Source organism: Commensalibacter intestini A911, from assembly GCF_000231445.1.
Taxonomy (GTDB): Bacteria; Pseudomonadota; Alphaproteobacteria; order Acetobacterales; family Acetobacteraceae; genus Commensalibacter; species Commensalibacter intestini.
This window is the reverse complement of record NZ_AGFR01000007.1, coordinates 35,175-60,986: the sequence shown is the minus strand read 5'-3', so window position 1 is coordinate 60,986 and position 25,812 is coordinate 35,175. Positions and strand designations below refer to the sequence as shown.

General features: G+C 38.2%; 31 protein-coding genes. 26 read left to right on the top strand and 5 right to left on the bottom strand.

Annotated elements, in window-relative coordinates:
• Positions 1–3 precede the first annotated feature (3 nt).
• The 17 genes from lepB (at position 4) to CIN_RS05370 (ending at position 15,699) form a co-directional block, all read left to right on the top strand.
• Positions 4–828 carry a signal peptidase I gene (gene lepB / locus CIN_RS05450; RefSeq protein ID WP_008854059.1) on the top strand — a complete coding sequence of 275 codons (825 nt, stop codon included), beginning with the start codon at positions 4–6 and terminating at the stop codon, positions 826–828.
• The gene (gene rnc, locus CIN_RS05445) at positions 825–1,562 is read left to right on the top strand and encodes a ribonuclease III (protein WP_008854058.1); all 738 of its coding nucleotides are present in this window, start codon (positions 825–827) and stop codon (positions 1,560–1,562) included. Before lepB ends, rnc begins: the two co-directional genes overlap by 4 nt.
• 15 nt (positions 1,563–1,577) lie before the next feature.
• Entirely contained in the window at positions 1,578–2,459 is an 882-nt protein-coding gene (gene era / locus CIN_RS05440) for a GTPase Era (RefSeq protein WP_008854057.1), read from the top strand.
• 111 nt (positions 2,460–2,570) lie between these two features.
• Positions 2,571–3,308 carry a UMP kinase gene (gene pyrH / locus CIN_RS05435; RefSeq protein ID WP_008854056.1) on the top strand — a complete coding sequence of 246 codons (738 nt, stop codon included), beginning with the start codon at positions 2,571–2,573 and terminating at the stop codon, positions 3,306–3,308.
• Positions 3,309–3,399: 91 nt separating this feature from the next.
• On the top strand, positions 3,400–3,921 hold the full coding sequence (gene frr, locus CIN_RS05430; RefSeq protein ID WP_050798385.1) for a ribosome recycling factor: 522 nt from the start codon (positions 3,400–3,402) through the stop codon (positions 3,919–3,921).
• Positions 3,922–3,945: 24 nt separating this feature from the next.
• Entirely contained in the window at positions 3,946–4,725 is a 780-nt protein-coding gene (gene uppS, locus CIN_RS05425) for a polyprenyl diphosphate synthase (RefSeq protein ID WP_008854054.1), read from the top strand.
• On the top strand, positions 4,715–5,593 hold the full coding sequence (locus CIN_RS05420) for a phosphatidate cytidylyltransferase (RefSeq protein ID WP_008854053.1): 879 nt from the start codon (positions 4,715–4,717) through the stop codon (positions 5,591–5,593). The genes uppS and CIN_RS05420 overlap by 11 nt, the downstream gene beginning before the upstream one ends.
• A gap of 36 nt (positions 5,594–5,629) precedes the next feature.
• Positions 5,630–6,790 (top strand): 1-deoxy-D-xylulose-5-phosphate reductoisomerase, encoded by a 1,161-nt coding sequence (gene dxr / locus CIN_RS05415; RefSeq protein ID WP_008854052.1) that lies wholly within the window; start codon positions 5,630–5,632, stop codon positions 6,788–6,790.
• Between the two features lie 27 nt (positions 6,791–6,817).
• Positions 6,818–7,942 (top strand): RIP metalloprotease RseP, encoded by a 1,125-nt coding sequence (gene rseP, locus CIN_RS05410; protein WP_245527823.1) that lies wholly within the window; start codon positions 6,818–6,820, stop codon positions 7,940–7,942.
• 195 nt (positions 7,943–8,137) lie between these two features.
• Positions 8,138–10,540, top strand: coding sequence for an outer membrane protein assembly factor BamA (bamA, locus tag CIN_RS05405; RefSeq protein WP_083813364.1), 2,403 nt, complete (start codon positions 8,138–8,140; stop codon positions 10,538–10,540).
• A gap of 9 nt (positions 10,541–10,549) precedes the next feature.
• Positions 10,550–11,455, top strand: coding sequence for an OmpH family outer membrane protein (locus CIN_RS05400; protein ID WP_008854049.1), 906 nt, complete (start codon positions 10,550–10,552; stop codon positions 11,453–11,455).
• A gap of 21 nt (positions 11,456–11,476) precedes the next feature.
• Complete coding sequence (gene lpxD, locus CIN_RS05395) at positions 11,477–12,538, top strand: UDP-3-O-(3-hydroxymyristoyl)glucosamine N-acyltransferase (protein ID WP_008854048.1); 1,062 nt, start codon at positions 11,477–11,479, stop codon at positions 12,536–12,538.
• 137 nt (positions 12,539–12,675) lie between these two features.
• Entirely contained in the window at positions 12,676–13,119 is a 444-nt protein-coding gene (gene fabZ / locus CIN_RS05390; protein WP_245527826.1) for a 3-hydroxyacyl-ACP dehydratase FabZ, read from the top strand.
• Between the two features lie 70 nt (positions 13,120–13,189).
• Positions 13,190–14,047, top strand: coding sequence for an acyl-ACP--UDP-N-acetylglucosamine O-acyltransferase (gene lpxA / locus CIN_RS05385; RefSeq protein WP_040364008.1), 858 nt, complete (start codon positions 13,190–13,192; stop codon positions 14,045–14,047).
• A 27-nt stretch (positions 14,048–14,074) separates the two neighbouring features.
• Entirely contained in the window at positions 14,075–14,920 is an 846-nt protein-coding gene (locus CIN_RS05380) for an LpxI family protein (protein WP_040364087.1), read from the top strand.
• Between the two features lie 12 nt (positions 14,921–14,932).
• Complete coding sequence (gene gloA / locus CIN_RS05375) at positions 14,933–15,328, top strand: lactoylglutathione lyase (protein WP_040364007.1); 396 nt, start codon at positions 14,933–14,935, stop codon at positions 15,326–15,328.
• A gap of 17 nt (positions 15,329–15,345) precedes the next feature.
• Positions 15,346–15,699, top strand: a complete 354-nt coding sequence (locus CIN_RS05370; protein WP_040364006.1) for an MmcQ/YjbR family DNA-binding protein — start codon at positions 15,346–15,348, stop codon at positions 15,697–15,699.
• Positions 15,700–15,701: 2 nt separating this feature from the next.
• On the opposite strand, the gene CIN_RS05365 is transcribed toward CIN_RS05370, so the two are convergent.
• Positions 15,702–16,100 (bottom strand): hypothetical protein, encoded by a 399-nt coding sequence (locus CIN_RS05365; RefSeq protein ID WP_040364005.1) that lies wholly within the window; start codon positions 16,098–16,100, stop codon positions 15,702–15,704.
• A gap of 194 nt (positions 16,101–16,294) precedes the next feature.
• Here CIN_RS05365 and rpmH point away from each other — a divergent pair, with 194 nt between their 5' ends.
• The 9 genes from rpmH to CIN_RS05320 all read left to right on the top strand — a co-directional run bounded on the left by rpmH (position 16,295) and on the right by CIN_RS05320 (position 23,223).
• Entirely contained in the window at positions 16,295–16,429 is a 135-nt protein-coding gene (rpmH, locus tag CIN_RS05360; RefSeq protein WP_008854041.1) for a 50S ribosomal protein L34, read from the top strand.
• Positions 16,430–16,492: 63 nt separating this feature from the next.
• Positions 16,493–16,828, top strand: coding sequence for a ribonuclease P protein component (gene rnpA, locus CIN_RS05355; protein WP_040364086.1), 336 nt, complete (start codon positions 16,493–16,495; stop codon positions 16,826–16,828).
• Positions 16,829–17,047 (top strand): membrane protein insertion efficiency factor YidD, encoded by a 219-nt coding sequence (gene yidD, locus CIN_RS05350; RefSeq protein ID WP_008854039.1) that lies wholly within the window; start codon positions 16,829–16,831, stop codon positions 17,045–17,047.
• Positions 17,048–17,090: 43 nt separating this feature from the next.
• Positions 17,091–18,878 (top strand): membrane protein insertase YidC, encoded by a 1,788-nt coding sequence (gene yidC / locus CIN_RS05345; protein ID WP_008854038.1) that lies wholly within the window; start codon positions 17,091–17,093, stop codon positions 18,876–18,878.
• A 3-nt stretch (positions 18,879–18,881) separates the two neighbouring features.
• Complete coding sequence (yihA, locus tag CIN_RS05340) at positions 18,882–19,544, top strand: ribosome biogenesis GTP-binding protein YihA/YsxC (protein WP_008854037.1); 663 nt, start codon at positions 18,882–18,884, stop codon at positions 19,542–19,544.
• Between the two features lie 37 nt (positions 19,545–19,581).
• Entirely contained in the window at positions 19,582–20,511 is a 930-nt protein-coding gene (gene argB, locus CIN_RS05335) for an acetylglutamate kinase (protein ID WP_008854036.1), read from the top strand.
• Between the two features lie 43 nt (positions 20,512–20,554).
• Positions 20,555–21,403 carry a 2,3,4,5-tetrahydropyridine-2,6-dicarboxylate N-succinyltransferase gene (dapD, locus tag CIN_RS05330; RefSeq protein ID WP_008854035.1) on the top strand — a complete coding sequence of 283 codons (849 nt, stop codon included), beginning with the start codon at positions 20,555–20,557 and terminating at the stop codon, positions 21,401–21,403.
• Positions 21,404–21,435: 32 nt separating this feature from the next.
• On the top strand, positions 21,436–22,569 hold the full coding sequence (dapE, locus tag CIN_RS05325; protein WP_008854034.1) for a succinyl-diaminopimelate desuccinylase: 1,134 nt from the start codon (positions 21,436–21,438) through the stop codon (positions 22,567–22,569).
• Positions 22,570–22,602: 33 nt separating this feature from the next.
• Complete coding sequence (locus CIN_RS05320) at positions 22,603–23,223, top strand: Yip1 family protein (protein WP_008854033.1); 621 nt, start codon at positions 22,603–22,605, stop codon at positions 23,221–23,223.
• Here the strand turns inward: CIN_RS05320 and CIN_RS12015 are convergent.
• From CIN_RS12015 to fmt, 4 genes are all read right to left on the bottom strand, one after another.
• Positions 23,216–23,683, bottom strand: a complete 468-nt coding sequence (locus CIN_RS12015; protein ID WP_008854032.1) for a hypothetical protein — start codon at positions 23,681–23,683, stop codon at positions 23,216–23,218. The two genes, CIN_RS05320 and CIN_RS12015, sit on opposite strands and share 8 nt — an antisense overlap.
• A 26-nt stretch (positions 23,684–23,709) precedes the next feature.
• Complete coding sequence (locus tag CIN_RS12010; RefSeq protein WP_008854031.1) at positions 23,710–23,994, bottom strand: hypothetical protein; 285 nt, start codon at positions 23,992–23,994, stop codon at positions 23,710–23,712.
• 70 nt (positions 23,995–24,064) lie between these two features.
• On the bottom strand, positions 24,065–24,847 hold the full coding sequence (gene truA, locus CIN_RS05310) for a tRNA pseudouridine(38-40) synthase TruA (RefSeq protein ID WP_008854030.1): 783 nt from the start codon (positions 24,845–24,847) through the stop codon (positions 24,065–24,067).
• Positions 24,847–25,782, bottom strand: coding sequence for a methionyl-tRNA formyltransferase (fmt, locus tag CIN_RS05305; RefSeq protein WP_008854029.1), 936 nt, complete (start codon positions 25,780–25,782; stop codon positions 24,847–24,849). Before fmt ends, truA begins: the two co-directional genes overlap by 1 nt.
• Positions 25,783–25,812 lie beyond the last annotated feature (30 nt).

Below are 25,812 nucleotides of genomic sequence, written 5' to 3'. Positions count from 1 at the left end.
AATATGGATAAAACTCCAGAAGAGATCAAGAAAAAGTCTGGTGGAATCATGGAGATGGTTTCAACTGTTTTTTGGGCAGCATTGATTATTGTCGTTGTCCGTTGCTTTTTGTTTGCACCTTTTAATATTCCGTCTGGCTCTATGATTCCCACGTTGTTAATTGGGGATTATATTTTCGTCAGTAAATATAGTTATGGTTTTTCAAAATATTCTTTTTTCTTTTCACAACCGGATTTCAAAGGCCGTATTTGGTATACGGCTCCTCAAAGAGGAGATGTTGTCGTATTTAGAAGTACAAAACCGCCGTTTGATTATTACGTTAAAAGGTTGATTGGTTTGCCTGGTGACACGATTCAAGTTAAGGATGGTGTTCTTTATATTGATGATCAACCCGTTAAGCGTCGTTTAGATGGGCCTTATACTTATCAAGAGGCTCCTGGTGCAGATCCGATTACTGAATATTTATATACTGAGTATTTGCCACGCAAAGATGGTAGCATTGTAGAGCATAAAATTTTACAAGAAAAAACGGGTGATTATGATCCTAATGTGACGTTTATGAGTGGTGGGATTAATCCGAATTATACAATTCCTTACCATGTTCCTGCGGATTATTTTTTTGCTATGGGCGATAATCGGGATCATAGTGCAGATAGTCGTTTTAATAATGCAGACAGTCCTGATTATTTAGGGTTTGTGCCGATTGAAAATTTAATTGGAAAAGTTCAATTTATTTTTTACTCTTATGATAGTAAGTATCCTGTATGGCAAATTTGGCATTGGCCTCAAGAAATTCGCTGGAATCGATTGTTTAAGACTGTAAAATGACATTAGATACAAAAAAGACACTTGGTTTTTCTGAAAAAACATTAGAAAGTAAGCTTGGATATTCATTTCAATCAAAAGCACTATTGCAAAAGGCTTTAACCCATCGCTCTGCGATTTATGAGCATCGGACGCCTCGTAAAAAGGTAAAGCGAGTAAGCTCTAATGAACGGTTAGAGTTTATTGGTGATAGAGTGTTGGGATTGGTGATGGCTGAATGGTTATTAAAGCGTTATCCCAATGAGCAAGAAGGGGATTTAGGTCCCAGGCATGCACATCTTGTTTCTAAAACAGTGTTGGCTCAGATTGCTGAAATCTTAAATATTTCAGAAGCTATTCATGTGGCCTCTCATGAAGAAAAGGCTGGTGTGCACCATACAGATAGTGTTTTGGCAGATGCTGTCGAAGCGATCTTAGGAGCGATGTATTTGGATGGTGGCTTAAACCCTGTTCAAAAATTAGTTCATAAAGTATGGGCAAAGATTATTGAATCTCAACCTTTACCTCCTAAAGATTCAAAAACAGCATTACAAGAATGGGTTTTAGCTAGAGGGTTACCTTTGCCTGTTTACGAATTGGTTTCTCAAGAGGGGCCATCTCATACACCAATTTTTGTGATTAAAGTCGTTGCAAAAAATTACGAGGGGCGTGGTGAAGGGCGTAATAAGCGCGCTGCTGAGAGCGCTGCTGCAAAAGATTTGCTGATTAAATTAGATTCAATTAAAAACAAAAAATAAAGTAGGATAGAAAATATGCATTGTGGGTTTGTGGCTTTGATTGGGGCACCAAATGCGGGTAAGTCAACCTTATTAAATAAAATGGCAGGTGCTAAATTATCGATTGTCAGTCCAAAAGCTCAAACAACTCGGATGCGTATTTTAGGGATTGTGATGCGTCAACAAACACAGATTTTGTTGATGGATACCCCTGGTATTTTTAAACCGAAGCGAAAACTTGATGAAGCTATGGTTGCAGCAGCTTGGACGGGTGCTGTGGATGCAGATATTACGTTGTTATTAATTGATGCAAACCTTGGGCTGACAGATGAAAATAGAGATATTATCAATCATTTAAAAGAGAATTCTCGTCGTATTTGGTTGGTATTTAATAAAATTGATAAAATTAATCCGCAGAAATTACTCCCATTAACTGAAGAAATTACCTCTATGCTTTCTATTGAAAAGAGTTTTATGGTAAGCGCCAAAACAGGTAGTGGTGTGGATGATTTGCTAGATTCTTTGGCTGAAGAGTTGCCTAAAGGGCCGTGGTTATATCCAGAAGATGATTTAACGAACTTGCCTGATCGTTTATTGGCAGCAGAGCTGGTTAGAGAGCAAATCTTCATGCAAACACATGAAGAGGTTCCTTATTCAGTAACAGCTGAAACAGAAAGTTTCAAAGAAAGACCTGATGGATCAGTTCGCATTGATGTGACAATTTATGTTTTGCGCGCCAATCATAAAGCCATTATCATTGGGGACAAAGGGCAAAAAATACGGATGATCGGAGAGCGTGCTCGTAAAGAGTTAAGTCGTTTGTTAGATCGTAATTGTCATTTGTTCTTGATCGTGAAAGAGCGTAAGGGCTGGGATAGCGAAACAGCACGTTTAAAAGCCATTGGTTTAGAAGACTAAAATTTTCTTTTAAGTAAGAAACTTTGATAAAATTGATTTCATACTTTAAAAAAAAGCTGTGCTGTTGTAATATTCTTTACCGACGACAAATATAAAACCAGATGTGAAAAAATGATGACTTCTTCAAAAAGCTATACTCCAAAACGTGTGTTATTAAAAATTTCCGGAGAGGCCCTGTTGGGGCGTGGGATGTATGGTGTAGATCCTGAAATTGCGAATGCTATTGCTGAAGACGTGGCAAGTGTTGCTAATTCTGGAGTAGAGGTGTGCTTGGTTATTGGCGGCGGAAATATTTTTCGCGGCATGACCGCTGCGGCTAAAGGAATGGATAGAGTCCAAGGTGATTATGCAGGCATGTTGGCAACGGTTATTAATGCCGTTGTGATGAATAGTGTTTTACAACAGCATAATATAGACAGTTATATTATGTCTGCAATTTCGATGCCACAAATTGCTGAAATGTATATTCGTGATAAAGCCATGCGTCATATGGATAAGGGGCATGTTGTTATCTTTGCAGCAGGTACAGGAAACCCTTATTTTACAACAGATACAGCAGCAGCATTACGCGCCATTGAAATGGATTGTGACCTTATGTTAAAAGGGACGCAAGTTGATGGTGTTTATGATTCAGACCCAAAGAAAAACCCTGATGCAAAACGATATGATATCCTGACTTATACTGAGGCGTTGTCAAAAGGATTGAATGTTATGGATGCGACAGCGTTAAGTTTAGCTCGTGATAATGAATTACCGATTATTGTATTTGATGTTCATGAAAAAGGTAATTTCAGTCGTGTTTTACGTAATGAGGGCATATTTACAAAGGTGGTTGTTTCTGAGGATTAATCAGTGACACTGGAAATAGTTAGTTTAAAATACAAGGATTTATTCTGTGGTTGATGATATTGAGAGCCTTAAAAAAGATATAGAACGTCGTATGAATAGTGCGATTGATTCTTTTAAGCATGACTTGGCGGGTTTACGTTCTGGCCGTGCAACAGCTGCTTTGTTAGAACCTATTCGTGTTGAAGCTTATGGGAGTGTCACTCCAATTACTCAAGTTGCATCAATTACTGCACCAGAAGCCAGAATGTTGGCTGTGCAAGTTTGGGATAAAACAATGGTGAGTGCTGTTGATAAGGCTATTCGTGAAAGTGGATTGGGATTAAATCCTATGCCAGACGGGCAGCTTATCCGTGTGCCTATTCCTCAATTGACAGAAGAACGCCGTAATGAAATGGTGAAAGCCGCTGGACGTTATACTGAAGCAGCAAAAGTCTCTGTTCGTGGTGTACGACGTGACGGTATGGATAAAACCAAAGCGGCAGAAAAAAATGGTGACATCAGTAAAGATGATGTTAAAGATTGGTCTGATGAAATTCAAAAGATTACAGACCAATATATAAGTAAAATTGATGAAATTTTCAGTGAAAAAGAACGTGATATCAAACAAGTCTAGTTTTATAGATTGAATTGATATTGTATGGTGGCTTTTTCTTCTTTGGATCCTTCTGACGAATGTTTAAAATTGTCTAGTCAAAACACTCTGCCTCGGCATGTTGCAATTATTATGGATGGTAATAGCCGTTGGGCAGAGGCAAAATCTTTGCCCAGAGTTGCTGGACATAAAGAAGGGGCGCAAGCTGTTAAACGATGTATCCAAGGGGCAATCCGCAATGATATTCAGTGGTTGACACTTTATGCGTTCTCTTCTGAAAACTGGCGTCGAACACCAGAAGAAGTTGCGGATTTAACAGCTCTTTTACGCTTTTATTTAAAATTCGAAGCGCGTAAGCTGCACAAAGAAGGTGTTCGTGTACGCATTATTGGTGATAGTAAGCGTTTTGATCCAAAGTTACAGAAACAATTTGATGAAATTGAAGCGTTAACCAAGAATAATACTCGTTTGATTTTAACATTAGCGTTGTCCTATGGTGGGCGAGGTGAGATTATTCAAGCAGTTCAGCGGATTGTTCAAGATGTTCAAGCGCAACAGATTGATCCAGAACAAATAACAGAAGATTTATTTTCTAATTATTTATTTGCACCTGATGTCCCAGATCCAGATTTGATCGTTAGGACGAGTGGCGAATCTCGCTTGTCTAATTTTTTATTATGGCAATCTGCTTATGCTGAACTGATTTTTGTCGAAACATTATGGCCAGATTTTAACGAAGATCATTTTAATGATATTTTAAGTGTTTATATTCGCCGTGAGCGACGTTTTGGTACTCGGCCAGGATTGAAAATCAGTGACAAATAAAACTAAATCTTCTTGGCAAGATTTACCTTTGCGTATTGCATCTGCCTTAGTCATTATTCCTATTGCCCTTTTTTGTATTATTTATGGTGGATGGTTTTTTATTTTTCTGTTGACCTTAACTAGTGTGGCAATGACTCTTGAGTGGGCTAATTTATTTAAGGTGAAACTATCTAATTATCGTGTTTGTGCCTTTTTAATCTGGCCGTTGATTGCTTATGCAGCAGCAATGAACGGGATGTGGTGGGAAGCAATTTTGATTGTTGGATGGGCTCCTTTTGTTTTTGGCCCTCGCTTATGGATGGGATCAGTCATTATCGGTGGTTCGGGACTTTCGTTGTTTTGGCTACGTTTTATGACTCATTTTGAAATGTGGACTGTTATTTTTATCGTTGCTGTCGTAATTGCAAGTGACAGTTTTGCTTACATAACAGGTAAAACATTTGGTGGGCCAAAATTAATTCCTTCTGTTTCTCCTGGCAAAACATGGTCTGGCGCGATTGGTGGTTTAGTTGGTGCAGGTTGTGTTGGTGGTGGGATTGTCGGATATTTATGTGGTGGTCTATATACCGCTTTTATTGGGGGTGCATTATTCTCAATGGTTACAGGTGTTGTCGCGCAAATTGGTGATTTATTAGAAAGTAAGTTAAAAAGAGAATTAGGCGTTAAAGATTCTGGTAAAATTATTCCTGGCCATGGAGGAGTATTAGATCGTTTTGATGCTTTAATATTTGTTTCTATTTTTGTTGCAGTTGTTTCTTGTGTGTTACCTTCTGATGATAAATTATCTAAATGGGGTGGGGAGTTGTTATCTACAAAACAAGTAGAGACAGCACAACTTCAATTCATTCCACTAACTCTTTTTAAATAAAATAATTGATTAAATGTGTAAGAGGATATTCAAAGAATGAAAACGGTTTCTATACTCGGATGTACAGGCAGTATTGGATGTTCAACAGTTGATTTGCTATTGCAAGATCCCGCTGCATTTAAAACAATTGCTTTGGTTGGTGGAAAAAACGTAAAAAAACTAGCAGAACAAGCCATTGCATTAAATGCAGAATATGCTGTTATTGCTGATGAGCATTATTTGCCAGAATTGAAAGAATTATTAGCAGGACATTCAACAAAAGTAAGTGGTGGGCGACAAGCTGTGTTAGAAGTTGCAGCAATTTCTGTTGATTGGACGATGGCTGCAATTACGGGTGCGATTGGTTTAGAACCAACCATGGCAGCGGTTAAAAACGGTAAGTATGTTGCTTTAGCGAATAAAGAAGCTTTAGTTTCTGCTGGTGATGTTATGTTAAAAGCGGTTCAGGAGGCAGGCGCAACATTGCTGCCTGTAGATTCTGAACATAATGCTATTTTTCAATCTATGGCTGACAAGCAAATTCAATCTATTGAGAAAATAATTTTAACAGCTTCTGGTGGGCCTTTCCGCAATACGTCTTTGGAAGACATGAAAAAGGTCACGTTAAAACAAGCATTAAAACATCCAACATGGACGATGGGTGCAAAGATCACTATTGATTCTGCAAGCATGTTTAATAAAGGATTGGAAATTATTGAAGCAGCACGTTTGTTTGATATGCCAGAGCATAAAATTGATGTGTTAATTCATCCTCAATCGATCATTCACAGCATGGTACAGTATGAAGATGGCAGTATGATTGCACAATTAGGGGCTCCTGATATGCGTATTCCGATTGCGCATACATTAGCATGGCCTCATAGAATGCATTCAAATGTAGATCGTTTAAATTTAACTGAAGTTGCAAAGTTGGAATTTGAAGCACCTGATGAAGTGCGTTTCCCTGCGTTACGCTTATCTCGTGAAGCTTTAAAAGCTGGTAAATGTGCGCCGACTATTCTTTCTGCTGCAAATGAAGTTGCTGTTGATGCGTTCTTAAAAGAACAAATTGGATTTTTAGATATTCCTGAATCAGTAGAAGCGGTTATGCAAAAATTAGGGGCTCCAGAAGCAAATAGCATTCAAGAAGTTATTCATTGGGATCAAGAGGCCAGAAAACATGCTGAAGCATGGATTAAAAACCGTAACAGTATGTAATTAAAGAATAAAATTTAGGGTAAAGATATGTCTATGTTGGCTATATATGACTTCTTACGAATGATTATCTCATTTGTTTTTGTTTTAGGTGTGCTCGTTTTTATTCACGAATTGGGGCATTATTTAGCAGCACGCTGGCGAGGTGTGCATGTTGATGTGTTCTCAATTGGTTTTGGCAAACCTTTATATCGTTGGCATGACAAAGTTGGAACAGAGTGGCGTCTTTGCCCTATTCCTTTGGGGGGGTATGTTCGTCCTCATGGATTTGCAGATCCAGAGGACGTTAGTGAAGAGGAACGTGCGACTTATATCTCTGGCAAAACATTTCATGGTAAAGGGGTTGGTAGCAGAGCGATTGTGATTGCTGCCGGGCCTATTTTTAACTTTTTACTGGCGATTATTTTATATTTTGGATTATTTCTAACTGTTGGAAAGCATTCTTTAGGGGATCCTGTTGCTCAAGCGATTGTAGCAGATAGTGCTGCTGCAAAAGCTGGTATTCAAACTAAGGATACTATTATTAAGATTGCTGATATTAATCAACCTGGTGTTGAGAAACTTGTTTTATTTGCTCAGCAACACCCCGATTTATCGACGACAGTCACGGTTAAAAGAGATGGTAAAGATATGGTCTTACCCATCATCATTGGCAGCAAAGAACAAGATGGAAAAAAGATTGGCTTATTAGGTGTGCAGCTGGGGGCTAATATTATCGAAGGCAAGCCAATGTCTGTTGGTAATGCTGCAGTTGCTGCTGTAGAAGAAACATGGGATGTAAGTGCAAAAACAGTTGAAGGCCTTGGTCAAATGATTATAGGGCAACGTTCTGCCAAAGATTTGGGTGGGCCGATTAAAATTGCACAATTGTCTGGTCAGGTTTCTAAAGGTGGCTTTGCAGACTTAGTTGGCTTTATGGCGCTTTTGTCTATTAGCTTAGGATTAATTAATTTATTTCCGATTCCTGTTTTGGATGGTGGACGTTTGGTATTTTATACGTTTGAAGCTATTTTTAGACGACCTGTGCCAAAACCGATACAGGAACGAGCATTTCAAATTGGTTTTGTCTTGATTTTGATGCTTTTTTTATTTTCTACCTACAATGATATCTCTCAATTTTCGTGGTTTCGTTGGCTTACAGGTCACAGTAATTAATTTCTATGCGGTTTATTGCAAGTAACGACTTGTCAAAAGGTATAAAAAACGGTTACTCACGAAATAAGAATAAAATAAGACGATTTTGTATTTGTGTATAAAACTCTTGTGATATGCAATTTGGTGGTTTTCCATTAGTGAAAAAGGGTGGCTGATTTGTCAGGTAAACGTTCGGCGCTGTTTGCTTCTGTATGTATGTTTCCGTTTGTATGTAGTGCTGTGCACGCGCAAACGACAGGTAATGTATCTCATTCTACGCATGCGAAAAAAGCTGTAAAAAGCTCATCTCATGCGAAGAAAGGGAGTGTAAGTAAACACGTAACTAAACAAGGTGGTATCATTCAATCGATCCAAGTGATTGGGAATGATCGTGTTGAAACGCCTACGGTGCTTTCTTATATGTTGGCACAACCTGGAGATCCTTTTAATAAGGATTTATTGGATCGTTCTCTGAAAACCCTTTATGCAACAGGGTTATTTAAAAATATTACGTTCCATCGCTCTGGTAATGATTTGCAAGTTAAAGTCGTAGAGAATCCAGTTGTAAATATTGTCGCTTTTGAAGGTAATCGTAAGATTAAAGATGGCGATCTTCTTAAATATACGTCTTTAAAGCCGCGTGCAGTATATTCACCTGCGCTGATTTCGTCAGATCGTCAACATATTTTGGCAATGTATGCAGCTAAAGGACGTTATTCTGTAACGGTTACCCCACAGATCATTCATTTGTCAAAAAATCGTGTAGATGTTATTTATAAAATTAACGAAGGCCCTAAAACAGCGATTGAAAAGCTAAGTTTTGTTGGTAATCACGCATTTAGTGAAGCACGCTTGGCGCAAGTTACCTCTTCTAAAGAAACAGCTTGGTATCGCTTTTTGTCTTCTGCAGATGAATATAATCCAGAACGAGTAAAATATGATGCAGAATTGCTTCGTCGTTTTTATCTTCGTAATGGTTTCGTTGATTTTAAAATGATTAATGCAACAGGTGAATTGTCTCCTGATCATAAATCATTCTATATTACTTATACGATGAGTGAAGGTCCACAATATCGTTTGGGTAAAATTGACGTTAGATCGAATCTTGAAGGTGTTCAAGCCGACAAAATTAGAGATATGATTGCGATGCGTAAAGGTCAAATTTATGATGGTAAAGAGATCGAAGACGTAGCTAAAAGTATCCAAGAAAACTTACAAGCTCAAGGGCATCCTTTTGCTGTGGTTAGGCCTGAAATCGCACGTAATCCAGAAAAGAAAAGAGTTGACCTCTTATTTGATGTGATGGAAGGGCCTCGTGTTTATGTGGAGCGCATTGATATTAATGGTAATACAGTAACAAAAGATAATGTTATTCGTCGTGAGTTGCCAGTAGCTGAAAATGATCCGTATACAAACACCACTGAAAAATACATGAAAATGGCAGCAGAGGATTTGGGATATTTTAAAGAAGTTAAAGTTGAACAAGCCCAAGGTTCTGCTCCTGATAAACGTTCTGTGGCACTAAATGTCCAAGAAAAACCAACTGGTGAATTTTCTTTGGGGGGTGGTTACTCAACAGATTCTGGTGTATTGGGGAATATTGGTTTAAGGCAACGTAACTTCCTCGGTACAGGTGTTGATGCTGGTATTTCTGGAACTGCTGCTTATTATGCCAAACAGGTAAACCTCTCTGTTACAGACCCATATTTTATGAATAAAAATATGGTTGCTGGTGTTGATGTTTTTTATATTCAAAATAGTTACCAAACCTATCAGAACTATAGTGAAGATCGTTATGGTGCCTCTTTTCGTTTAGGGTATGCATTTAATAACGTGCTTTCCCAACAATGGACATATTCAATCATTAATCGTCGCGTTCATGATATTTGGGATCGTTCGTCTTATTATATTTTAGATCAAAAAGGATCATCTTTACTGTCCCAGTTAAGCACAACGATTGCTTATGATACGCGGGATGCACGTTTTAATGCACATACAGGATCCATGGTTAAGATCGGTGGTGATATTGCAGGTCTTGGTGGTGATGCTAAATATTATCGTGGTAAAATTGATGTGTCTCACTATATTCCCCTTGATGAGATTACAGGGAACCGTGACTGGACATTAAGTTTGACAGCTGGCGCTGGGTATATTGGTGACATGGGTAGTAAAAAAGATACCATGGTGATCGATAACTTCTACCTTGGAGGTAATAACCTTAGAGGTTTCTATGATGGTGGTGTTGGGCCGCGAAGTCATGCTATTTATGGTCACGATCAAGAAGATTTCTTGGGTGGACGTCGTATGTATACGGCTTCTGCACAGGTGAACTTTCCAATGCCAGCTGCTAGAGACCTTGGATTAACCGGACGTTATTTTGTTGATATGGGTGCGTTAGATGGGTTAAGAGTAAAACACAAATATACTAATCCTGCGACAGCAGGTGATAAGTATACCGGTGTTTATGGGGATAGTATGTCTCCTCGTGTTAGTACTGGTGTAGGTGTTTCTTGGAAAAGTCCATTTGGTCTGTTAAATGTTGATGCTGCTCTGCCTTTGGTTAGAGAGAAACATGATCGTAAACAATTGCTCAGATTTGGATTCGGACAACAGTTTTAAGGATAAATAATGGTTAATAAGTTTGGGTTTTATTTAGCTGTTGCTGGAGTTTTGTTGGCTCCTTCTATAGCTAGCACAATTGCACCAGCACAAGCAGCAGATGCAAATAATGGTTGGTTTATCCCTAAGAATAGTCAACCAAAGCAAGCCGCGGCACCTCAAAAAACTGAGGTGCGACATGCGCCGCGAGCAGTTGTTCCTGCACCAGCTCCTATGGATGAAGAAGGTGCCCCAGATCAAGGGGATATGCAAAATCAGGCACAACCTATATTGCCTTTGCCTCCAATTCCTAAAGCTGCAGCATTGCCAAAAGGAAATCCTCCACCAGCTGTTATGGTTGGTGTAATCAGTGTTCCTGATGTTATGCGTCAATCTGTTGCTGCACGTGAAGCTGAAAAAGTGTTGGTTGAGCGTCGTGATCAGTTGCAAAAAGATGTTCAAAATGAGCAAAAAGCGTGGAGAGCTGAACAACAGCAGATCCAAGCAAAAGCTAAAACAATGACAGCAGATCAAATCCAATCTCGTGAACGTAAATTACAAGCTCGCGTATTGAATGCACAAAAAGATTTTCGTAACCGTAGCCGTATTATTCAAGAAGCAGCACAAGTTGCTTTTGGTCAAGTAGAGCGTGAATTAATTCAGTTAATTCAAAATGTTGCTGCAAGTCATAATATGAACTTAGTGTTACATCGTGAGCAAGTTGCTTTAAGTGTGAACGAACTGGATATTACCAATGAAGTTGCAAAAGAATTAAATAAGACATTATCATCTGTATTTATTCCTGCCGCTGATGTTGATCCTGAAGAGTTAGCAAAAAGTGGGTCTATGCCTACAACTGCTAATCCAGACGCTCCCGCACAAAAAGAACAACCAAGCAGCGTTGTAAAGAAAGCTCCTGAACCAACAGGAAAATAGTAAGTAGAATAGGTGTATTACGTGAGTATTGAGCAAGAAGATCATCATCCTGGTGACAGTCGGTTTTTTTCAAAATCTGGCCCTTATACTGTTGAGTATTTAGTAAGGGAAACAGGTGCTCAACTCACAGCACCTCATCAAGATATAAATAATGTTGAATTTTCAGGGATTGCACCATTACAAAGTGCAATTTCTACAGAAATCAGCTTTCTGGATAACAAACGTTATTTACCGTTATTAGCAGAAACAAAAGCAGGAATGGTGATTGTTGCGCCAGCTTTTGTTGATAAAGTGCCTACAACAAGCTGTGCTTTGGTTACCTCTAACCCATATTTAGCATGGGCTAAAGTCGCAACATTATTTTACCCTAAAGTAAAAGCAAAAGCAGGTATTCACCCTACGGCTTATATACATCCTGATGCAACTATTGATCCTAGTGCAGAAGTTCAAGCTTTTGCTGTGGTGATGGGGGGCGTGCATATTGGTAAGGAATGTATTGTTGGTGCACATACCGTTATTGAGCAAGGCGTTCAAATTGGACAATATTGTCGTATTGGCAGTCATGTTTCTTTAAGTCATGCTGTGCTTGGTGATCGTGTAACATTATATTCTGGTGCCAGAATTGGTCAGGATGGTTTTGGTTTTGCTGTTGGTGAGCAAGGATTTATCAGTATTCCTCAGATCGGTAAGGTTGTTCTGAAAAATGATGTCGAAATTGGTGCAAATTCAACCATTGATAGGGGCTCGGTAAGGGATACTATTATTGGTGAGGGATCAAGGTTAGATAATTTGGTTCAAATTGGACATAATGTTCAAATGGGTCGTTGTTGTATTGTGGTTTCTCAAGCTGGTATTTCTGGATCAACAGAGTTGGGTGATTTTGTAACGATTGCTGCACAAGCTGGATTGATTGGTCATATTCATATTGGTGACCGTGCCAGAGTTGGCGCACAATGTGGGGTTATGTCAGATGTAGAGGCTAAGTCTGATGTAATTGGTAGTCCAGCGATGCCTTTTAAAGAGTTCTTTAAGAATGTTGCATTTTTGAGACGATTAGCAAAAACATCAAAAGGTAAAGAATAGCCTTAAAAGTGAATTGATGATTTTAGTAAAATCAGTATAAATAGAGAACTGTAAAAACTATATAATTTTAAGTGGTTAATAAAGTGAGCATAGAAGCAAATAAAACCGGTGATTCACCAGAGGAACAAAATGTAGCAATCGACCTTCCTTTAATTGATATTGAAGGGATTATGAGTGCTATTCCACATAGATATCCTTTTTTACTTATTGATCGTATGATCAATGTAAGAAAAGGATTATCTGCAACTGGAATTAAAAATGTTTCAGTAAATGAGAATTTTTTCCAAGGACATTTTCCTTCTCGTCCAGTAATGCCTGGTGTTTTAATTATTGAAGCAATGGCACAAACCGCAGCTGTACTGGTTGTGAAAACATTAGGTAAAGAGTTCGAAGGTAAACTTGTTTACTTTATGACGATTGATAATGCTAAGTTTAGACGTCCTGTTGGCCCAGGAGATCAAATTCATATTGATGTTGTAAAAGAACGTCAACGAGCCAATGTATGGAAATTCCGTGGTGTTGCTAAAGTTGAAGGTGTTTCTGTTGCAGAGGCGATCTTCAGTGCTATGATTATGGGATAATGATTGACCGTAATTATGTTGGTACAACATATATAACGTCTATACAATATATGAAAAGATGGAGAGAATTATGGTAGATGCCGTAGACGCTACGATGAGCGATAGTGAAATTCATCCATCTGCGATTATTGCTTCTGGAGCAAAAATAGGACGTGGGGTTACTATTGGTCCTTGGTGCTCTGTAGGGCCTGACGTCATTATCGAAGATGGTGTAAAATTAATTGCTAATGTTGTTGTTGATGGACATACAACGCTTGGTAAAGATTCTGTGTATTATCCTTTTTCTACGATTGGATTAGCACCACAAGATTTGAAATATAAAGGCGAGCCAACACGTTGTATAATTGGTAGTAGAACTGTTGTTCGTGAACAAGTAACTATTCATCGTGGAACAGAATCTGGGGACGGAATTACGACCGTTGGTTCTGACTGTTTGTTAATGGTTAACTCTCATATTGCTCATGATTGTCATTTGGGTAATCGTGTGATCATCGTGAACAATGTTGTTTTAGGTGGACATGTTCATATTGATGACGATGCTAGAGTAATGGGTTCTGCGGCTATTCATCAGTTTGTTAGAATCGGTAAGGCTGCATTAGTTGGTGGTGTAACTGGCGTTGAATCTGATGTAATCCCTTATGGTAGTGTTCTAGGTAATCGTGCTCGTTTAGTGGGTATGCATTGGATATGGTTAAAACGTAATGGGGTTCAAAATGAAGAACTTCATGTTTTAAGGCATGTTTATCGTACATTGTTTCCAAGAGAAGAGAACCAAACATGTGTTTTTGAAGAGCGTTTGCAGGCTGTCAAAGATAAATTTGGCCATAGTGATCGTGTTCAAGAAATTATTGATTTTATTGAGCAGCCAAGTCGTAGAGGGTTGGTTAAAGTAGGTCGTTCGATTTCCTCTTCTGAAAAAGAAGGATAAAAAAGTATTTCGATGCAAGATCAGCTTATGCAAAAGAAAACAGCCGTTGGGATTTTAGCTGGAGGAGGGCCTCTTCCAGGTAAAGTTGCAGAGGCTGTTTTTGCTATGGGGCGCCCTGTTTTTATTGTTGGTTTTCAGGATTTTGCAGAATCTGAGGTCGTTGAGAAATGGCCTCATGAATATATACGTTTGGCAGCAGCAGGACGTATTTTATCTTCACTGCGTGAGCATCATTGCGAAGATATTGTTTTAATCGGCCCTGTAAAGCGTCCGTCTTGGCGTGACATGCGTCCTGATGCAGAAGGTGCAAAAATTCTTGCTCGGATAGGCAAAGCTTTATTTTCTGGTGATGATGGATTATTGGCCGCGTTGGTTCGTGTCTTTAGCGAGGAAGGATTCACCGTTCGTGGAGCACATGAATTTCTAGATCCTGTTCATGAAGGTGTATTTGGTAAAATGAAACCTGATATCCAAGGGTTACACGACATTGCCAAGGGAATAGAGGTTAACCAGGTTTTAGGGCGTTTAGACATTGGGCAAGGCTGTATTGTTCAAAATAATTTGGTCATTGCTGTAGAAGCTATGGAAGGCACTGATTCTATGTTGCAGCGTGCAAAGCATTGTCAGCAGCCTGGCTTAGGTGCTATTTTAATCAAACAAGTGAAACCAGACCAAGAGAGAAGGGCAGATATGCCAACAATTGGCCCTCAAACGGTTATAAGAGCTTCAGAATCTGGATTAAGAGGAATAGCTTTTGAAGCAGGAGGAACATTAATCGTGCATCAAGAAGAGGTTATTCGCTTAGCTGATGAAAAAGAGATATTTTTGTTAAGTTATAATCCAGAAACCTTTAAGCAAAAATATTTAAAATGAAAGAGAAACAAAATGGTTACATATCTTCACACAATGATTCGTGTTCATAATTTGGACAAAAGCTTAGCATTCTATCAATGTTTGGGTATGAGAGAAATTCGTCGTAAAGAGGTTCCTGAAGGTAAATATACATTAATTTACGTTGGATTTGATGATAATGCTGCTGGGCAAGCTGAAATTGAATTGACTTATAACTGGGGGCATGATGTTCCATATGAAATTGGAACAGGTTTTGGGCATTTAGCACTTGGCGTAGATAATATTAAAGAAGTGGTGGAAGCTGTTCGTCAATTTGGTGGGAAGGTGACTAGAGAGCCAGGACCTGTTAAATTTGGCACAACAGTGATTGCTTTTGTTGAAGACCCCGATGGATATAAAATCGAGCTTATTCAAACAGATACTTATTAATGGTCATTAAATAAATTATGGATAGGCAAGGTCTGTTTAAATATGCAGCAATGCACTTAAAAACAGTTCCGGACTATCCATGGAAAAAATTTCCTAATTATGCGATTTTAAGGCATGCTCAGAATAGGAAATGGTATGGCTTGGTTATGGATGTTGCTGCTGACCGTTTAGGGTTAAAGGCAGCACAGCGTTTAGATATTTTAAACGTTAAAGTTCATCCAGAAGCGTCTTATTTTTTACAACAAAAATCTGGTATTTTTCCTGCTTATCATATGAATCGCGAGCATTGGATTAGTATTTTATTGGATAGTGATCTATCCAATAAAGAAATATTTTCATTATTAAATCAGAGTTTTGACTTAACAAAATAACTTTATTTTTTTGTATCTTTTAAATACTCAGCGACTTTTTCAATGGATTGAGCAATAGATTCTGCGGATTGAGATATTTTTTCATCAGTTGGTTTCTGTAATAAAATACGATCTGCCATTAAAAGGGCAGGAGAAAGAATTCCTTTTACATCGTGACGCAAGACAGAAAGTTGTTTGCGATGAGTTTCTTCTATTTTAGCGAATTTACGTTGATAAAATATAATGATTAGAAACACGAAAGCAGCACAATAGATTCCTACTAGTAAAAAGATACACCATAAGGGTAGGTTTGCATCGTATAGAGAAAATGCTAAAACACATGAAATGATTCCAGAACTTATTCCAATAAGATAAGAAAAAATATTTTTTTTCTTTGATAAATGCTGTTCTGTATTCGTCATTAGTAAAAATGTCCTTTGGAAACCAAATTATTTTATATAAATACCATAAAAAAGCATTTCTGACTATGGAGTTAGATTGACGATTATAGATAATCAGATTATAACCACCTCTTTAGGACTATCATTGTTTATTAAGACTGAAGATAGATTTTAAAGAATTAAACTATTTTCAGAGGCTTTAAAGGAGAAAATTCGTGAAGCGTACATATCAACCTTCAAAAATTGTTCGCAAACATCGTCATGGTTTCCGTGCACGTATGGCTACTGTTGGTGGTCGCAAAGTGATTGCTAATCGCAGATCAAAAGGACGTAAACGTCTTTCAGCTTAGTAGGGTTGGGCGTTAAAGCGAGTATACTTTGTGACTGATACAGGTAAAAAGCTCCAGTCTGTCTTGCGTTTGAAAAAGCGGGTACAATTTTTAAATGTAGCTGCAAACGGTCAGAAAGTCCCTACCTCTAGTGTTGTCTTGCAATTGTTACATAGAAATGATTGCGAAGCAGGTAGAGTAGGGTTTACCGTAACTAAAAAAGTTGGAAATTCCGTCGTGCGTAATCGCGTAAAGCGTCGGTTACGAGGCGTCATGCAAGAGATAGCCCAAACAAATTCTTTTCAAGGTATTGATATGGTAATGATAGGGCGCAAAAGCACCTTTGAAAAATCCTATCAAGCGATTGTAAAGGATTTCCGTTGGGCTTTGCATAAAGCTGGAGTTGTATTGAATAAGTAAATGAAACGCTTACTTATTGGTTTAATTTATCTTTATCAGCTAACATTACGTCCTTTATTGGGACATCATTGTCGTTTTAATCCATCATGCAGTGCTTATACTCAAAAAGCCATTCAAACACACGGTATCTTTAAAGGGATTATGTTGGGTGTGTGGCGTATTTTGCGGTGTAATCCTTGGAATCAGGGCGGTTATGATCCTGTTCCCCCTAAAAAATAGAGCGATATTTTTTTAAATTCAATGAATGATTGGCTGGCTTTGAATGGATAACAAGCGCTTTTTCCTAGCGACTTTGCTTTCTGTTTTTCTTCTTTTTGCATTTGAATATTTCACGCCTAAAAAAGAAACTCAACAAACAACAACTCAAGTAAAACAAGAGCAAACGAAATCTTTAGATCAAAAGGTTGGAAAATTACCCAAACAAGAAGTTGTTGATAATAGTGGTGGGCCAGAGATCCGAATCCCTATTGATGCAAATGCTGTAAAGGGCTCTCTTAACCTAAAGGGCGCACTTTTAGATGATTTGGTTTTAAAAAGTTATCGTGAAACGATTAAACCGAACTCTCCATTAGTTCGTGTATTATCTGGTGTTCAGAGTAAAGATCCTAATTATGTACAAACAGGTTGGATGAATGCCGAACATGATACAACCAAGTTACCTGACGTTAACTCTGTATGGAAAACAGATCAGAAAGAGTTGACCCCGGAACATCCTGTGACATTAACATGGGATAATGGCCAAGGCGTTTTGTTTGAAAAAACAATTTCTATTGATAAAGACTATATGTTCAAATTTGAACAATCCGTTAAAAATACGTCAAATAAACCTGTATCCGTATTTTTCTATGGGCGTGTCAGTCGCGGTTATACTCCAAAAGAGTTAAGTGGTTATTTGGTACATGATGGCCCAATTGGTATTGTGGATCATCGTCTAGAGCAAAGTTCTTATAAAGATATTCGTAACGATTCTAAAGCACCAACAGATGTTGCTTGGAGTAAGAATACAACGGGTGGATGGGCTGGTATTACCGATAAATATTGGTTAACGGCAATTGTTCCACAACAAGATAAAAATGTTAGTGTTAGTTACGGATTTGTTCCAGATGAAGATCAATCTAACAACACGAGTGCAGATGGTGTAGAAAAAGGAACTTATCAAGTTTCGTTTACTTCTCGTCAAGCAATGGTTGTGGCACCAGGTGAAACTGTTTCAACGTTTGGTCATGTCTTCTCAGGTGCAAAAGTGGTTGAGTTACTGAACCATTATGAAAAAGAATATCATATTCCAGATTTCTGGAAGGCTGTTGATTTCGGTTGGTTTGCTTTCTTAACTTATCCTATTTTTATTGTTTTAGATTGGTTGAATAATTTTTGGGGTAACTTTGGGTTGGCTTTGTTAACCTTTACCTTAATTGTAAAAGCTGTTTTCTATCCATTGGCTTCAAAACAATTCCATTCAATGGGTAAAATGAAGTCTTTACAGCCTAAAATGAAAGAAATTCGTGAAAAGTATAAAGATGATCAACAGTTGATGAATCAACAAATGATGAGTCTTTATAAAACTCAAGGCGTTAACCCTGCCAGCGGATGTTTGCCAATCCTTATCCAAATTCCGATTTTCTGGTGTTTGTATAAAGATCTATATGTGACAATTGAAATGCGTCATGCGCCTTTCTTTGGTTGGATTCATGATTTATCTGCGCCAGATCCAACGAATATTTTCAATCTGTTTGGACTGTTACCTTTTGATCCTTCTGCGATCTCACCGTTTCTTCATGTTGGAATATGGCCATTAATCTTTGGGTTGACAATGTTTGTGCAACAAAAGCTTAATCCTGCGGTCTTGGATCCTGTTCAGAAAAAAATGTTCCAATTCATGCCAATTATCTTTACCGTTGTATTGGCAATGCAGCCAGCAGGCTTGGTGATTTACTATAGCTGGAACAATACTTTAACGGCTTTACAGCAATTTGTTATTCAAAAACGTATGGAAGCAAAAGCTAAAAAAGCCAAAAATGCTAAAAACAAGACTAAAACGGCAAAAGGATAAATTGTGGCCGAATTATTACCACCATCAGCTGATGATGCTGATTACCAAAGATTGCTAGAAGCTGGGCGAGTTTTATTCGCTCAGGAAACCAAGTTTTTCTTTGGTGCTCAGCGTTTAAATCAGCTCGAGCCTGCAACTTTACCAGAGGTTGCTTTTGCTGGGCGTTCCAATGTTGGAAAGTCCAGCCTAATTAATGCGATTACCGGTCGTAAAATGCTGGCCAGAGCATCTTCTGAACCTGGACGTACGAAACAGTTAAACTTTTTTAATATTGGTGAAAAACTCGTTTTTGTTGATATGCCAGGCTATGGTTATGCAAAAGCATCTAAAGATGTAAAAAGTGATTGGCAAAAAATGATGTTTGCCTTTTTACGAGGTAGACCCACTTTATTGCGTGTTATGTTGTTACTTGATGCTAGAATAGAATTAAAACAAAGCGATCATAATATTATGGATTTATTAGATCGTGCTGCAGTGACTTTTCAGATTGTGTTAACGAAAGCAGATCAGCTTTCTGCAGCAAAGTTAGAAAAGAAACAGCAGGAAATTTTAGAAGTGATTAAGTCTCATACTGCTGCTTACCCTCATATTCGTGTGACGAGTAGCCAAAAGAATATTGGTATTGAGGATTTGAGAGCAGATTTAGTAAGATTAATTACCGATTAAATTGACCATGTCTAGGGATCATTAGGATTATAAAGTTATGACCAAACAAAAATCATTAGATTCTGTAAAAAAGGCAGCAAAAGAGGCTCATGAACAGGCCAGTGTACTTGCTCGCGCTTTGCCTTATTTGCGACGTTATACAGGCGATACGATTGTTGTAAAATATGGTGGCCATGCAATGGTTGATAATGGTCTTTCTAATGCGTTTGGGAATGATGTCGCTTTGTTAAAACAAGTGGGAATTAACCCTATTGTTGTACATGGTGGTGGCCCTCAAATTAATAATATGCTTGAGCGTATGGATGTTGAAACCACTTTTATTGATGGATTGCGCGTTACGAATGCAGCAATTATCGATGTGATTGAAATGGTTTTAGCAGGAACGGTTAATAAGCAAGTTGCAACCTTGATTAATCAAGCAGGTGCTTTGGCTGTTGGGATTTCTGGTAAGGATGGCGGATTAATCGAAGCTCATAAGTTGGTTAAGCACGTTTGGGATGAAAAACTTCAAAGAGAACGTACCATTGACTTAGGATTAGTTGGGGAGCCTGTTCGTATTGATCCCAGAGTTCTATATGCTCTGTCAGGTTCTGGCTTAATTCCTGTTGTGGCGCCTATTGGGATGGATAAACAAGGTCAGACTTATAATATTAATGCAGATATTGCAGCTGGTGCAATCGCAGGTGCTGTACGTGCATCAAGATTGTTTATGTTAACAGATGTTCCTGGTGTTTTGGATAAAGATGGTAATTTAATTCCTGAATTAACCGAAGAAGAAGCCAAAGAAGCAATTGCAACCGGTGTGATTTCTGGTGGTATGATTCCAAAAATTGAAACTTGTTTAGAAGCAGTAAAAGCTGGGGCACAAGCAGCCGTGATTATGGATGGCCGTGTTCCTCATGCATGTTTATTAGAGTTATTTACCGAAGGGGGATCTGGTACGATTATTCGTGCTAATCGCACCTAGAAACGATTTAAAGATTTATTTTAAGAAAAGAGGGAAAGAAAGAATGACAGATCATTCAATGTTGCAAGCTGAAATTGAAAAATTATGGGAAGATCGCACTAATATTTCCCCTGCTACCAGTGGCACAGCACGAGATGCTGTTGAAAAAGCATTATCAATGTTGGATTCAGGTGAGTTACGAGTGGCAACTCCTGGTGATAATGGATGGATCATTAATGAATGGTTGAAAAAGGCAGTTCTATTGTCTTTCCGTTTATATGATAATTATGGCATGAAAAGCGAAGCTGGTATTCCTGCTTATGACAAAGTTCCATTGAAATTTGCAAATTGGAGCGATGCTGAATTCGCACAAGCTGGCTTCCGTGCAGTTCCAGGTTCTATTGTTCGTCGTTCTGCGTTCATTGCACCAAACGTTATTTTAATGCCTAGCTTTGTGAATGTTGGGGCATATGTTGATAGTGGCACTATGGTTGACACTTGGGTAACTATTGGTAGCTGTGCTCAAATTGGTAAAAACTGTCATATCAGTGGTGGCGTTGGAATTGGTGGCGTATTGGAACCTTTACAAGCTGCTCCTGTTATTATTGAAGATAATTGCTTTATTGGTGCACGCTGTGAAGTTGCAGAAGGCGTTGTTGTTGAAAAAGGCAGCGTTTTATCTATGGGTGTATTCTTGGGTGCTTCAACCAAGATTATTGATCGTGTAACAGGTGAAGTATTTATGGGACGTGTTCCAGCTTACTCTGTGGTGGTTCCAGGCACATTACCTCCTAAACAAGCAACTAGCGAAACAGGAAACCCATTACCAGGGTTGGCTTGTGCAGTGATTATCAAACGTGTTGACGAACGTACTCGTTCTAAAACATCGATTAATGACTTGCTAAGAAGCTAATTTATAAAGATTGATAAAGGGGTAATCACATTATGAGCGATCCTGTTTCCTTATTACAAGAACTGATTCGTTGTCCATCGGTTACCCCAGAAGATGCTGGTGCTCAAGCTGTATTAAAGGCACGATTAAAGAAATTAGGATTCGAGATTACTGACCTTCCTTATGGTGAAGGGGAAGATCGTATTCTTAATTTCTTTGCGCGTTATGGCACTGGTCATCCTCATTTTTGTTTTGCAGGTCATACCGATGTTGTGCCTGCAGGAAAAAGCTCTTGGGATAATGATCCTTTTTCAGCTGATATCATAGACGATGTTATTTATGGTCGTGGTGCTTGTGATATGAAAGGTGGCATTGCTGCTTTTGTATCTGCGGTTGAGGATTTTTTATCTAAGAAAAATAATTTTACTGGCTCTTTGAGTTTTTTAATTACAGGTGACGAAGAAGGCCCTGGTATTAATGGTACGGTCAAAGTGCTGGAATGGATGCAAGCGCATAACCATATCCCTGATTTTTGTTTGGTGGGAGAGCCTACTTCGGCACAAACCCTTGGGGACGTGATTAAAATTGGCCGTAGAGGCAGTTTGAATGCGGTTATTGAGGTCGAAGGCACGCAAGGACATGTGGCTTATCCTCATTTGGCAGATAATCCCATTCATAAATTAATGACAATTTTAACCTCATTAACCCAACCTGTATTGGATAATGGGAATGAATGGTTTCAACCATCTTCTGTTCAAGTTACCAGTATTGATGTCGGCAATGTTGTTACAAACTTAATTCCTGCAACGGCAACGGCACGTGTTAATATCCGCTTTAATAATCTGCATACAGGGACTGCTTTAAAGGGATGGATTGCTACCCAATGTCATCGTGTTGCAGAGCATTGCAAGATTGATATTGCAGTGTCTGGTGAGGCTTTTTTAACAGAGCCAGGAAAAGAAGTCAGGGCACTTTGTGAAGCGATTTACTCAGTTAATGAAGTAAAACCTCGTTTAGATACAGGTGGTGGGACTTCGGATGCACGGTTTATCTCACAATATTGTGCAGTTGCAGAATTTGGGCTGGTAGGGCAAACAATGCATAAAGTCAATGAAGCAGTATCCATTCATGATTTAAAACAGTTAAGTACAATTTACTTGAATGTCATTGACGCATTATTTGAATAATAACCTGATAGATAAAAGATCAAGAGGGCAAAAGTGAAAAGCACTATTCGTGGAATGTTTATGTTAGGTAGAGGAAAACGTGAAGGTATTCATGAGTTCTCTAATACTTCTGATTCTCTTTTAAGTGCGTTGGCTCCTTGGATTGCGTTGGCAGTTGTTGGGAACCTTTTACCTCTTTTTGCAAATTTCAAAGATATGCATCTTGTGCGTATCAGCATATCTATGTTTTTAGTCAAAATTTGCTGTTTATTGGTAACTGTTACTGTTATTCATTTGTTTGCTAGCCTATGGAAAAGAGAGACGGCTTGGAAACAAACAACTGTTGCTGTCTTGTGGTGTTTTTGGGTTCCAATTATCGATTGTATTTTATTCTTTATGATTGCGGGGCTATTTTTATCTGGGTATCCAAATATTTTTATGGGCTTATTTGGACTGGTAAGTGTTTTATATTTTGCTTACAGCCTATGGTTAAATTGGTTCGTTATTAAAGTCGGATTACAAACCACAACACAAAAATCTATTGTTGTTGTGGTGGCATTAATTATCGCTAGCATGGTGATTTATGGTGTTTTTGTTGCTTGTAATTACGGTTATATGACGCAAATGGCACAAGAATTACAGCAACAAATCGAACAAGCTAAGTCTATTAAGTAATTGTAATTAGATAAGTTATTATTGTACATGAGAAACCAAAAATTGCCAAGAAACCTGATATTAAGGCTATTAATTTATTACATCGGCTTTCAAATAATTTGTCTAACCATATACTCCATAATTTTGATGTTACGATTAATTTATTGGCAAGCATTTGCTTAATTACATATTGAAAAAATTTTACTTTACATAAAGTTGAATTATGCATAGCAAAAAAATCTTTTTTTTGAAAAGCCTCAACTTCTTCTTTGCCAGTTAAAAAATCTCTTCTTTTACCGTTATTAATGTCCATCAAATTGACCATATATGGTTCGTTTGCATAGTCTCCGCCATATTTTTCAGTTAATAAATCATGTATATTTATACGATTTTCAATATCAATTTTGGTAGGAATTTCTTGCTGAAATAATACACTATATCGATGTTCAATGTGTTGAAATCCATATGTTGCATTTTTCATATTCCAGTGAATCCAGTATTTTCCTTTTAAATCTTGAATAAATCTATAGAATTTTTTAATATTGCTTTTTCAACCTCATCAAATTGATCAGAAACTTTATTCCGTGGAATATGAAGTATTTCTGCTTCCATATGTGTTGAAAAACTAGTTGTTTGGCCTGTTTGATAGTGCATAATAGCGATTGATGTAATTCTAGGAGACTGCTCCTTATTTCTATCATTTAAACCTTCACATGAATAATGGATAATATAGAAATTTTCAGGTGTTTCTTTAATTGCTTTTTTGAAATCACTATAGTTATTAATCCTCATATAAACATCTTTGATTTTTATTTGTTAAGGTTATTAATTTATATATAAATGTTTTATAATTACAACGTTTTTATTGAAATGGATCTATTGGGTAAATGACTTCCGTTAAGAATAACCCCGTAGCAGGAGCTTTAATGCCAGCAGCTTTGCGATCTTTTGCTTGAAGGATTGTATAGGCTTGTTCTTCTGGCCAATAACCATCGCCAATCATTTTTAAAGTGCCTACCATATTTCTGACCTGATGATGCAAGAATGAGCGTGCTTCAGGAATGAAGTAGATGAGGTCACCCTCTTTATAAATATCAAAACGATCGAGTTCACGAATAGGCGAGTGGGCTTGGCAAGCCGTTGCTCTATATGATGTAAAATCATGTAGACCTAATAAACGTTGAGCAGCTCTGTACATTTTATCGATATCTAAAGGTTTACGGACATGCCAGACATAGTTTTCATTCAAAGCAGGTCTACTGCTACGGTTTAAAATAACGTATTTATATTTACGCTGTGTTGCCGTAAAGCGTGCGCTCCACTCCAGATCAACTGGTGCGGCTTGTAAAATAGCAATAGCATGCGGTTTCATATAATGGTTTAATCCATCACATATTTTCTTTGCAGTTAAAGACATATGGGCAGGAAAGTCTAAGTGAGCGACTTGTCCTATTGCGTGCACACCAGAATCCGTACGACCAGCCGTAATACTGCTGACTTTGAAATTGTTATTACAAAGTTTTTCAGCAGCTTCTTCAAGGATTTGTTGAACAGAAAGACCTTCTTTCTGCCGTTGCCAACCGACTAGCCCTGTGCCGTCATATTCAATTTTGACAGCCCATCTTTGAATATCTATTGTCATCATCAGCCCAGAATAGTGCCAGAATTTATGGAGTTTCCTCGGAGGAAATCTTGCACAGACATTGCTTTTTTACCAGCGAGTTGCACTTCTAAGAGCTCTATTGTGTGATGATCTCCGCAAGTGATAGTTAAACTGTTTGAGGATTGTGTAACTGTGCCAGCAACAGAAGTGTTTTTTTCTTTGCTAATTGCTGCTTTGGTAATTTTAAGCAGATTTCCTTCCAAACTCGTATAGGTGCCAGGCCATGGTGTTAATGCACGTATTTGCTGATCTATTTCTTTGGCACTTAAAGCCCAGTCAATTTTTCCGTCTTCTTTGGTTAATTGACGTGCATAGATTACACCATCTTCAGGCTGAGGTGTTGGAGTTAGAGAAGGATTATTAGCCAGATCATTCAAAGTTTGAACGATGAGTTTTCCTCCTAAAGCAGAGAGATCATCATGCAAAGATTGAGCAGTTGTTAGTAATGTAATCGGTACAGCACCTTCGAGATAGACATCTCCTGTATCTAATCCGATATCCATCTTCATGATACTGACCCCTGACTGTGCATCCCCAGCCCAGATCGAACTTTGAATAGGAGATGCACCTCGCCAGCGTGGTAAAAGGCTAGCATGAATATTTAGACAGCCTAATTTAGGGGCATTCAGCATCTCAGCAGGGAGGATTAACCCATAAGCTGCAACCACAGCGACATCAAGGTTTAATGCTTTGAATTTTTCGAATTCTTCAGGATGTTTTTTTAACTTAATTGGCGCATAAACAGGGATATTTAATACCTCAGCAGCCTCTTGGATAGCACAAGGACGGATCTTACGACCTCTGCCGGCAGGACGTGCAGGTTGGCAATAAACAGCAACAATTTCATGACCTGCTTGATGTAAAGCATGCAGGGCAGGAACCGCAAAATCAGGCGTTCCCATAAAAGCAATGCGCATTTTCAGTTTCCTTAATGCATAATCAACAGA

What these genes read in the sequence shown, in the direction of transcription:
- CIN_RS05380 (WP_040364087.1), top strand. Translation starts at nt 14,075, where the DNA reads ATGCAAAAGAAAACAGCCGTTGGGATTTTAGCTGGAGGAGGGCCTCTT.
- CIN_RS05370 (WP_040364006.1), top strand. Translation starts at nt 15,346, where the DNA reads ATGGATAGGCAAGGTCTGTTTAAATATGCAGCAATGCACTTAAAAACA.
- CIN_RS05400 (WP_008854049.1), top strand. Translation starts at nt 10,550, where the DNA reads ATGGTTAATAAGTTTGGGTTTTATTTAGCTGTTGCTGGAGTTTTGTTG.
- fmt (WP_008854029.1), bottom strand. Translation starts at nt 25,782, where the DNA reads ATGCGCATTGCTTTTATGGGAACGCCTGATTTTGCGGTTCCTGCCCTG.
- rnc (WP_008854058.1), top strand. Translation starts at nt 825, where the DNA reads ATGACATTAGATACAAAAAAGACACTTGGTTTTTCTGAAAAAACATTA.
- yidC (WP_008854038.1), top strand. Translation starts at nt 17,091, where the DNA reads ATGGATAACAAGCGCTTTTTCCTAGCGACTTTGCTTTCTGTTTTTCTT.
- rseP (WP_245527823.1), top strand. Translation starts at nt 6,818, where the DNA reads ATGTCTATGTTGGCTATATATGACTTCTTACGAATGATTATCTCATTT.
- CIN_RS12015 (WP_008854032.1), bottom strand. Translation starts at nt 23,683, where the DNA reads ATGAAAAATGCAACATATGGATTTCAACACATTGAACATCGATATAGT.
- pyrH (WP_008854056.1), top strand. Translation starts at nt 2,571, where the DNA reads ATGATGACTTCTTCAAAAAGCTATACTCCAAAACGTGTGTTATTAAAA.
- argB (WP_008854036.1), top strand. Translation starts at nt 19,582, where the DNA reads ATGACCAAACAAAAATCATTAGATTCTGTAAAAAAGGCAGCAAAAGAG.
- CIN_RS12010 (WP_008854031.1), bottom strand. Translation starts at nt 23,994, where the DNA reads ATGAGGATTAATAACTATAGTGATTTCAAAAAAGCAATTAAAGAAACA.
- gloA (WP_040364007.1), top strand. Translation starts at nt 14,933, where the DNA reads ATGGTTACATATCTTCACACAATGATTCGTGTTCATAATTTGGACAAA.
- CIN_RS05365 (WP_040364005.1), bottom strand. Translation starts at nt 16,100, where the DNA reads ATGACGAATACAGAACAGCATTTATCAAAGAAAAAAAATATTTTTTCT.
- truA (WP_008854030.1), bottom strand. Translation starts at nt 24,847, where the DNA reads ATGATGACAATAGATATTCAAAGATGGGCTGTCAAAATTGAATATGAC.
- dxr (WP_008854052.1), top strand. Translation starts at nt 5,630, where the DNA reads ATGAAAACGGTTTCTATACTCGGATGTACAGGCAGTATTGGATGTTCA.
- frr (WP_050798385.1), top strand. Translation starts at nt 3,400, where the DNA reads ATGAATAGTGCGATTGATTCTTTTAAGCATGACTTGGCGGGTTTACGT.
- yidD (WP_008854039.1), top strand. Translation starts at nt 16,829, where the DNA reads ATGAAACGCTTACTTATTGGTTTAATTTATCTTTATCAGCTAACATTA.
- bamA (WP_083813364.1), top strand. Translation starts at nt 8,138, where the DNA reads ATGTTTCCGTTTGTATGTAGTGCTGTGCACGCGCAAACGACAGGTAAT.
- dapE (WP_008854034.1), top strand. Translation starts at nt 21,436, where the DNA reads ATGAGCGATCCTGTTTCCTTATTACAAGAACTGATTCGTTGTCCATCG.
- lpxA (WP_040364008.1), top strand. Translation starts at nt 13,190, where the DNA reads ATGGTAGATGCCGTAGACGCTACGATGAGCGATAGTGAAATTCATCCA.
- dapD (WP_008854035.1), top strand. Translation starts at nt 20,555, where the DNA reads ATGACAGATCATTCAATGTTGCAAGCTGAAATTGAAAAATTATGGGAA.
- era (WP_008854057.1), top strand. Translation starts at nt 1,578, where the DNA reads ATGCATTGTGGGTTTGTGGCTTTGATTGGGGCACCAAATGCGGGTAAG.
- uppS (WP_008854054.1), top strand. Translation starts at nt 3,946, where the DNA reads ATGGTGGCTTTTTCTTCTTTGGATCCTTCTGACGAATGTTTAAAATTG.
- lepB (WP_008854059.1), top strand. Translation starts at nt 4, where the DNA reads ATGGATAAAACTCCAGAAGAGATCAAGAAAAAGTCTGGTGGAATCATG.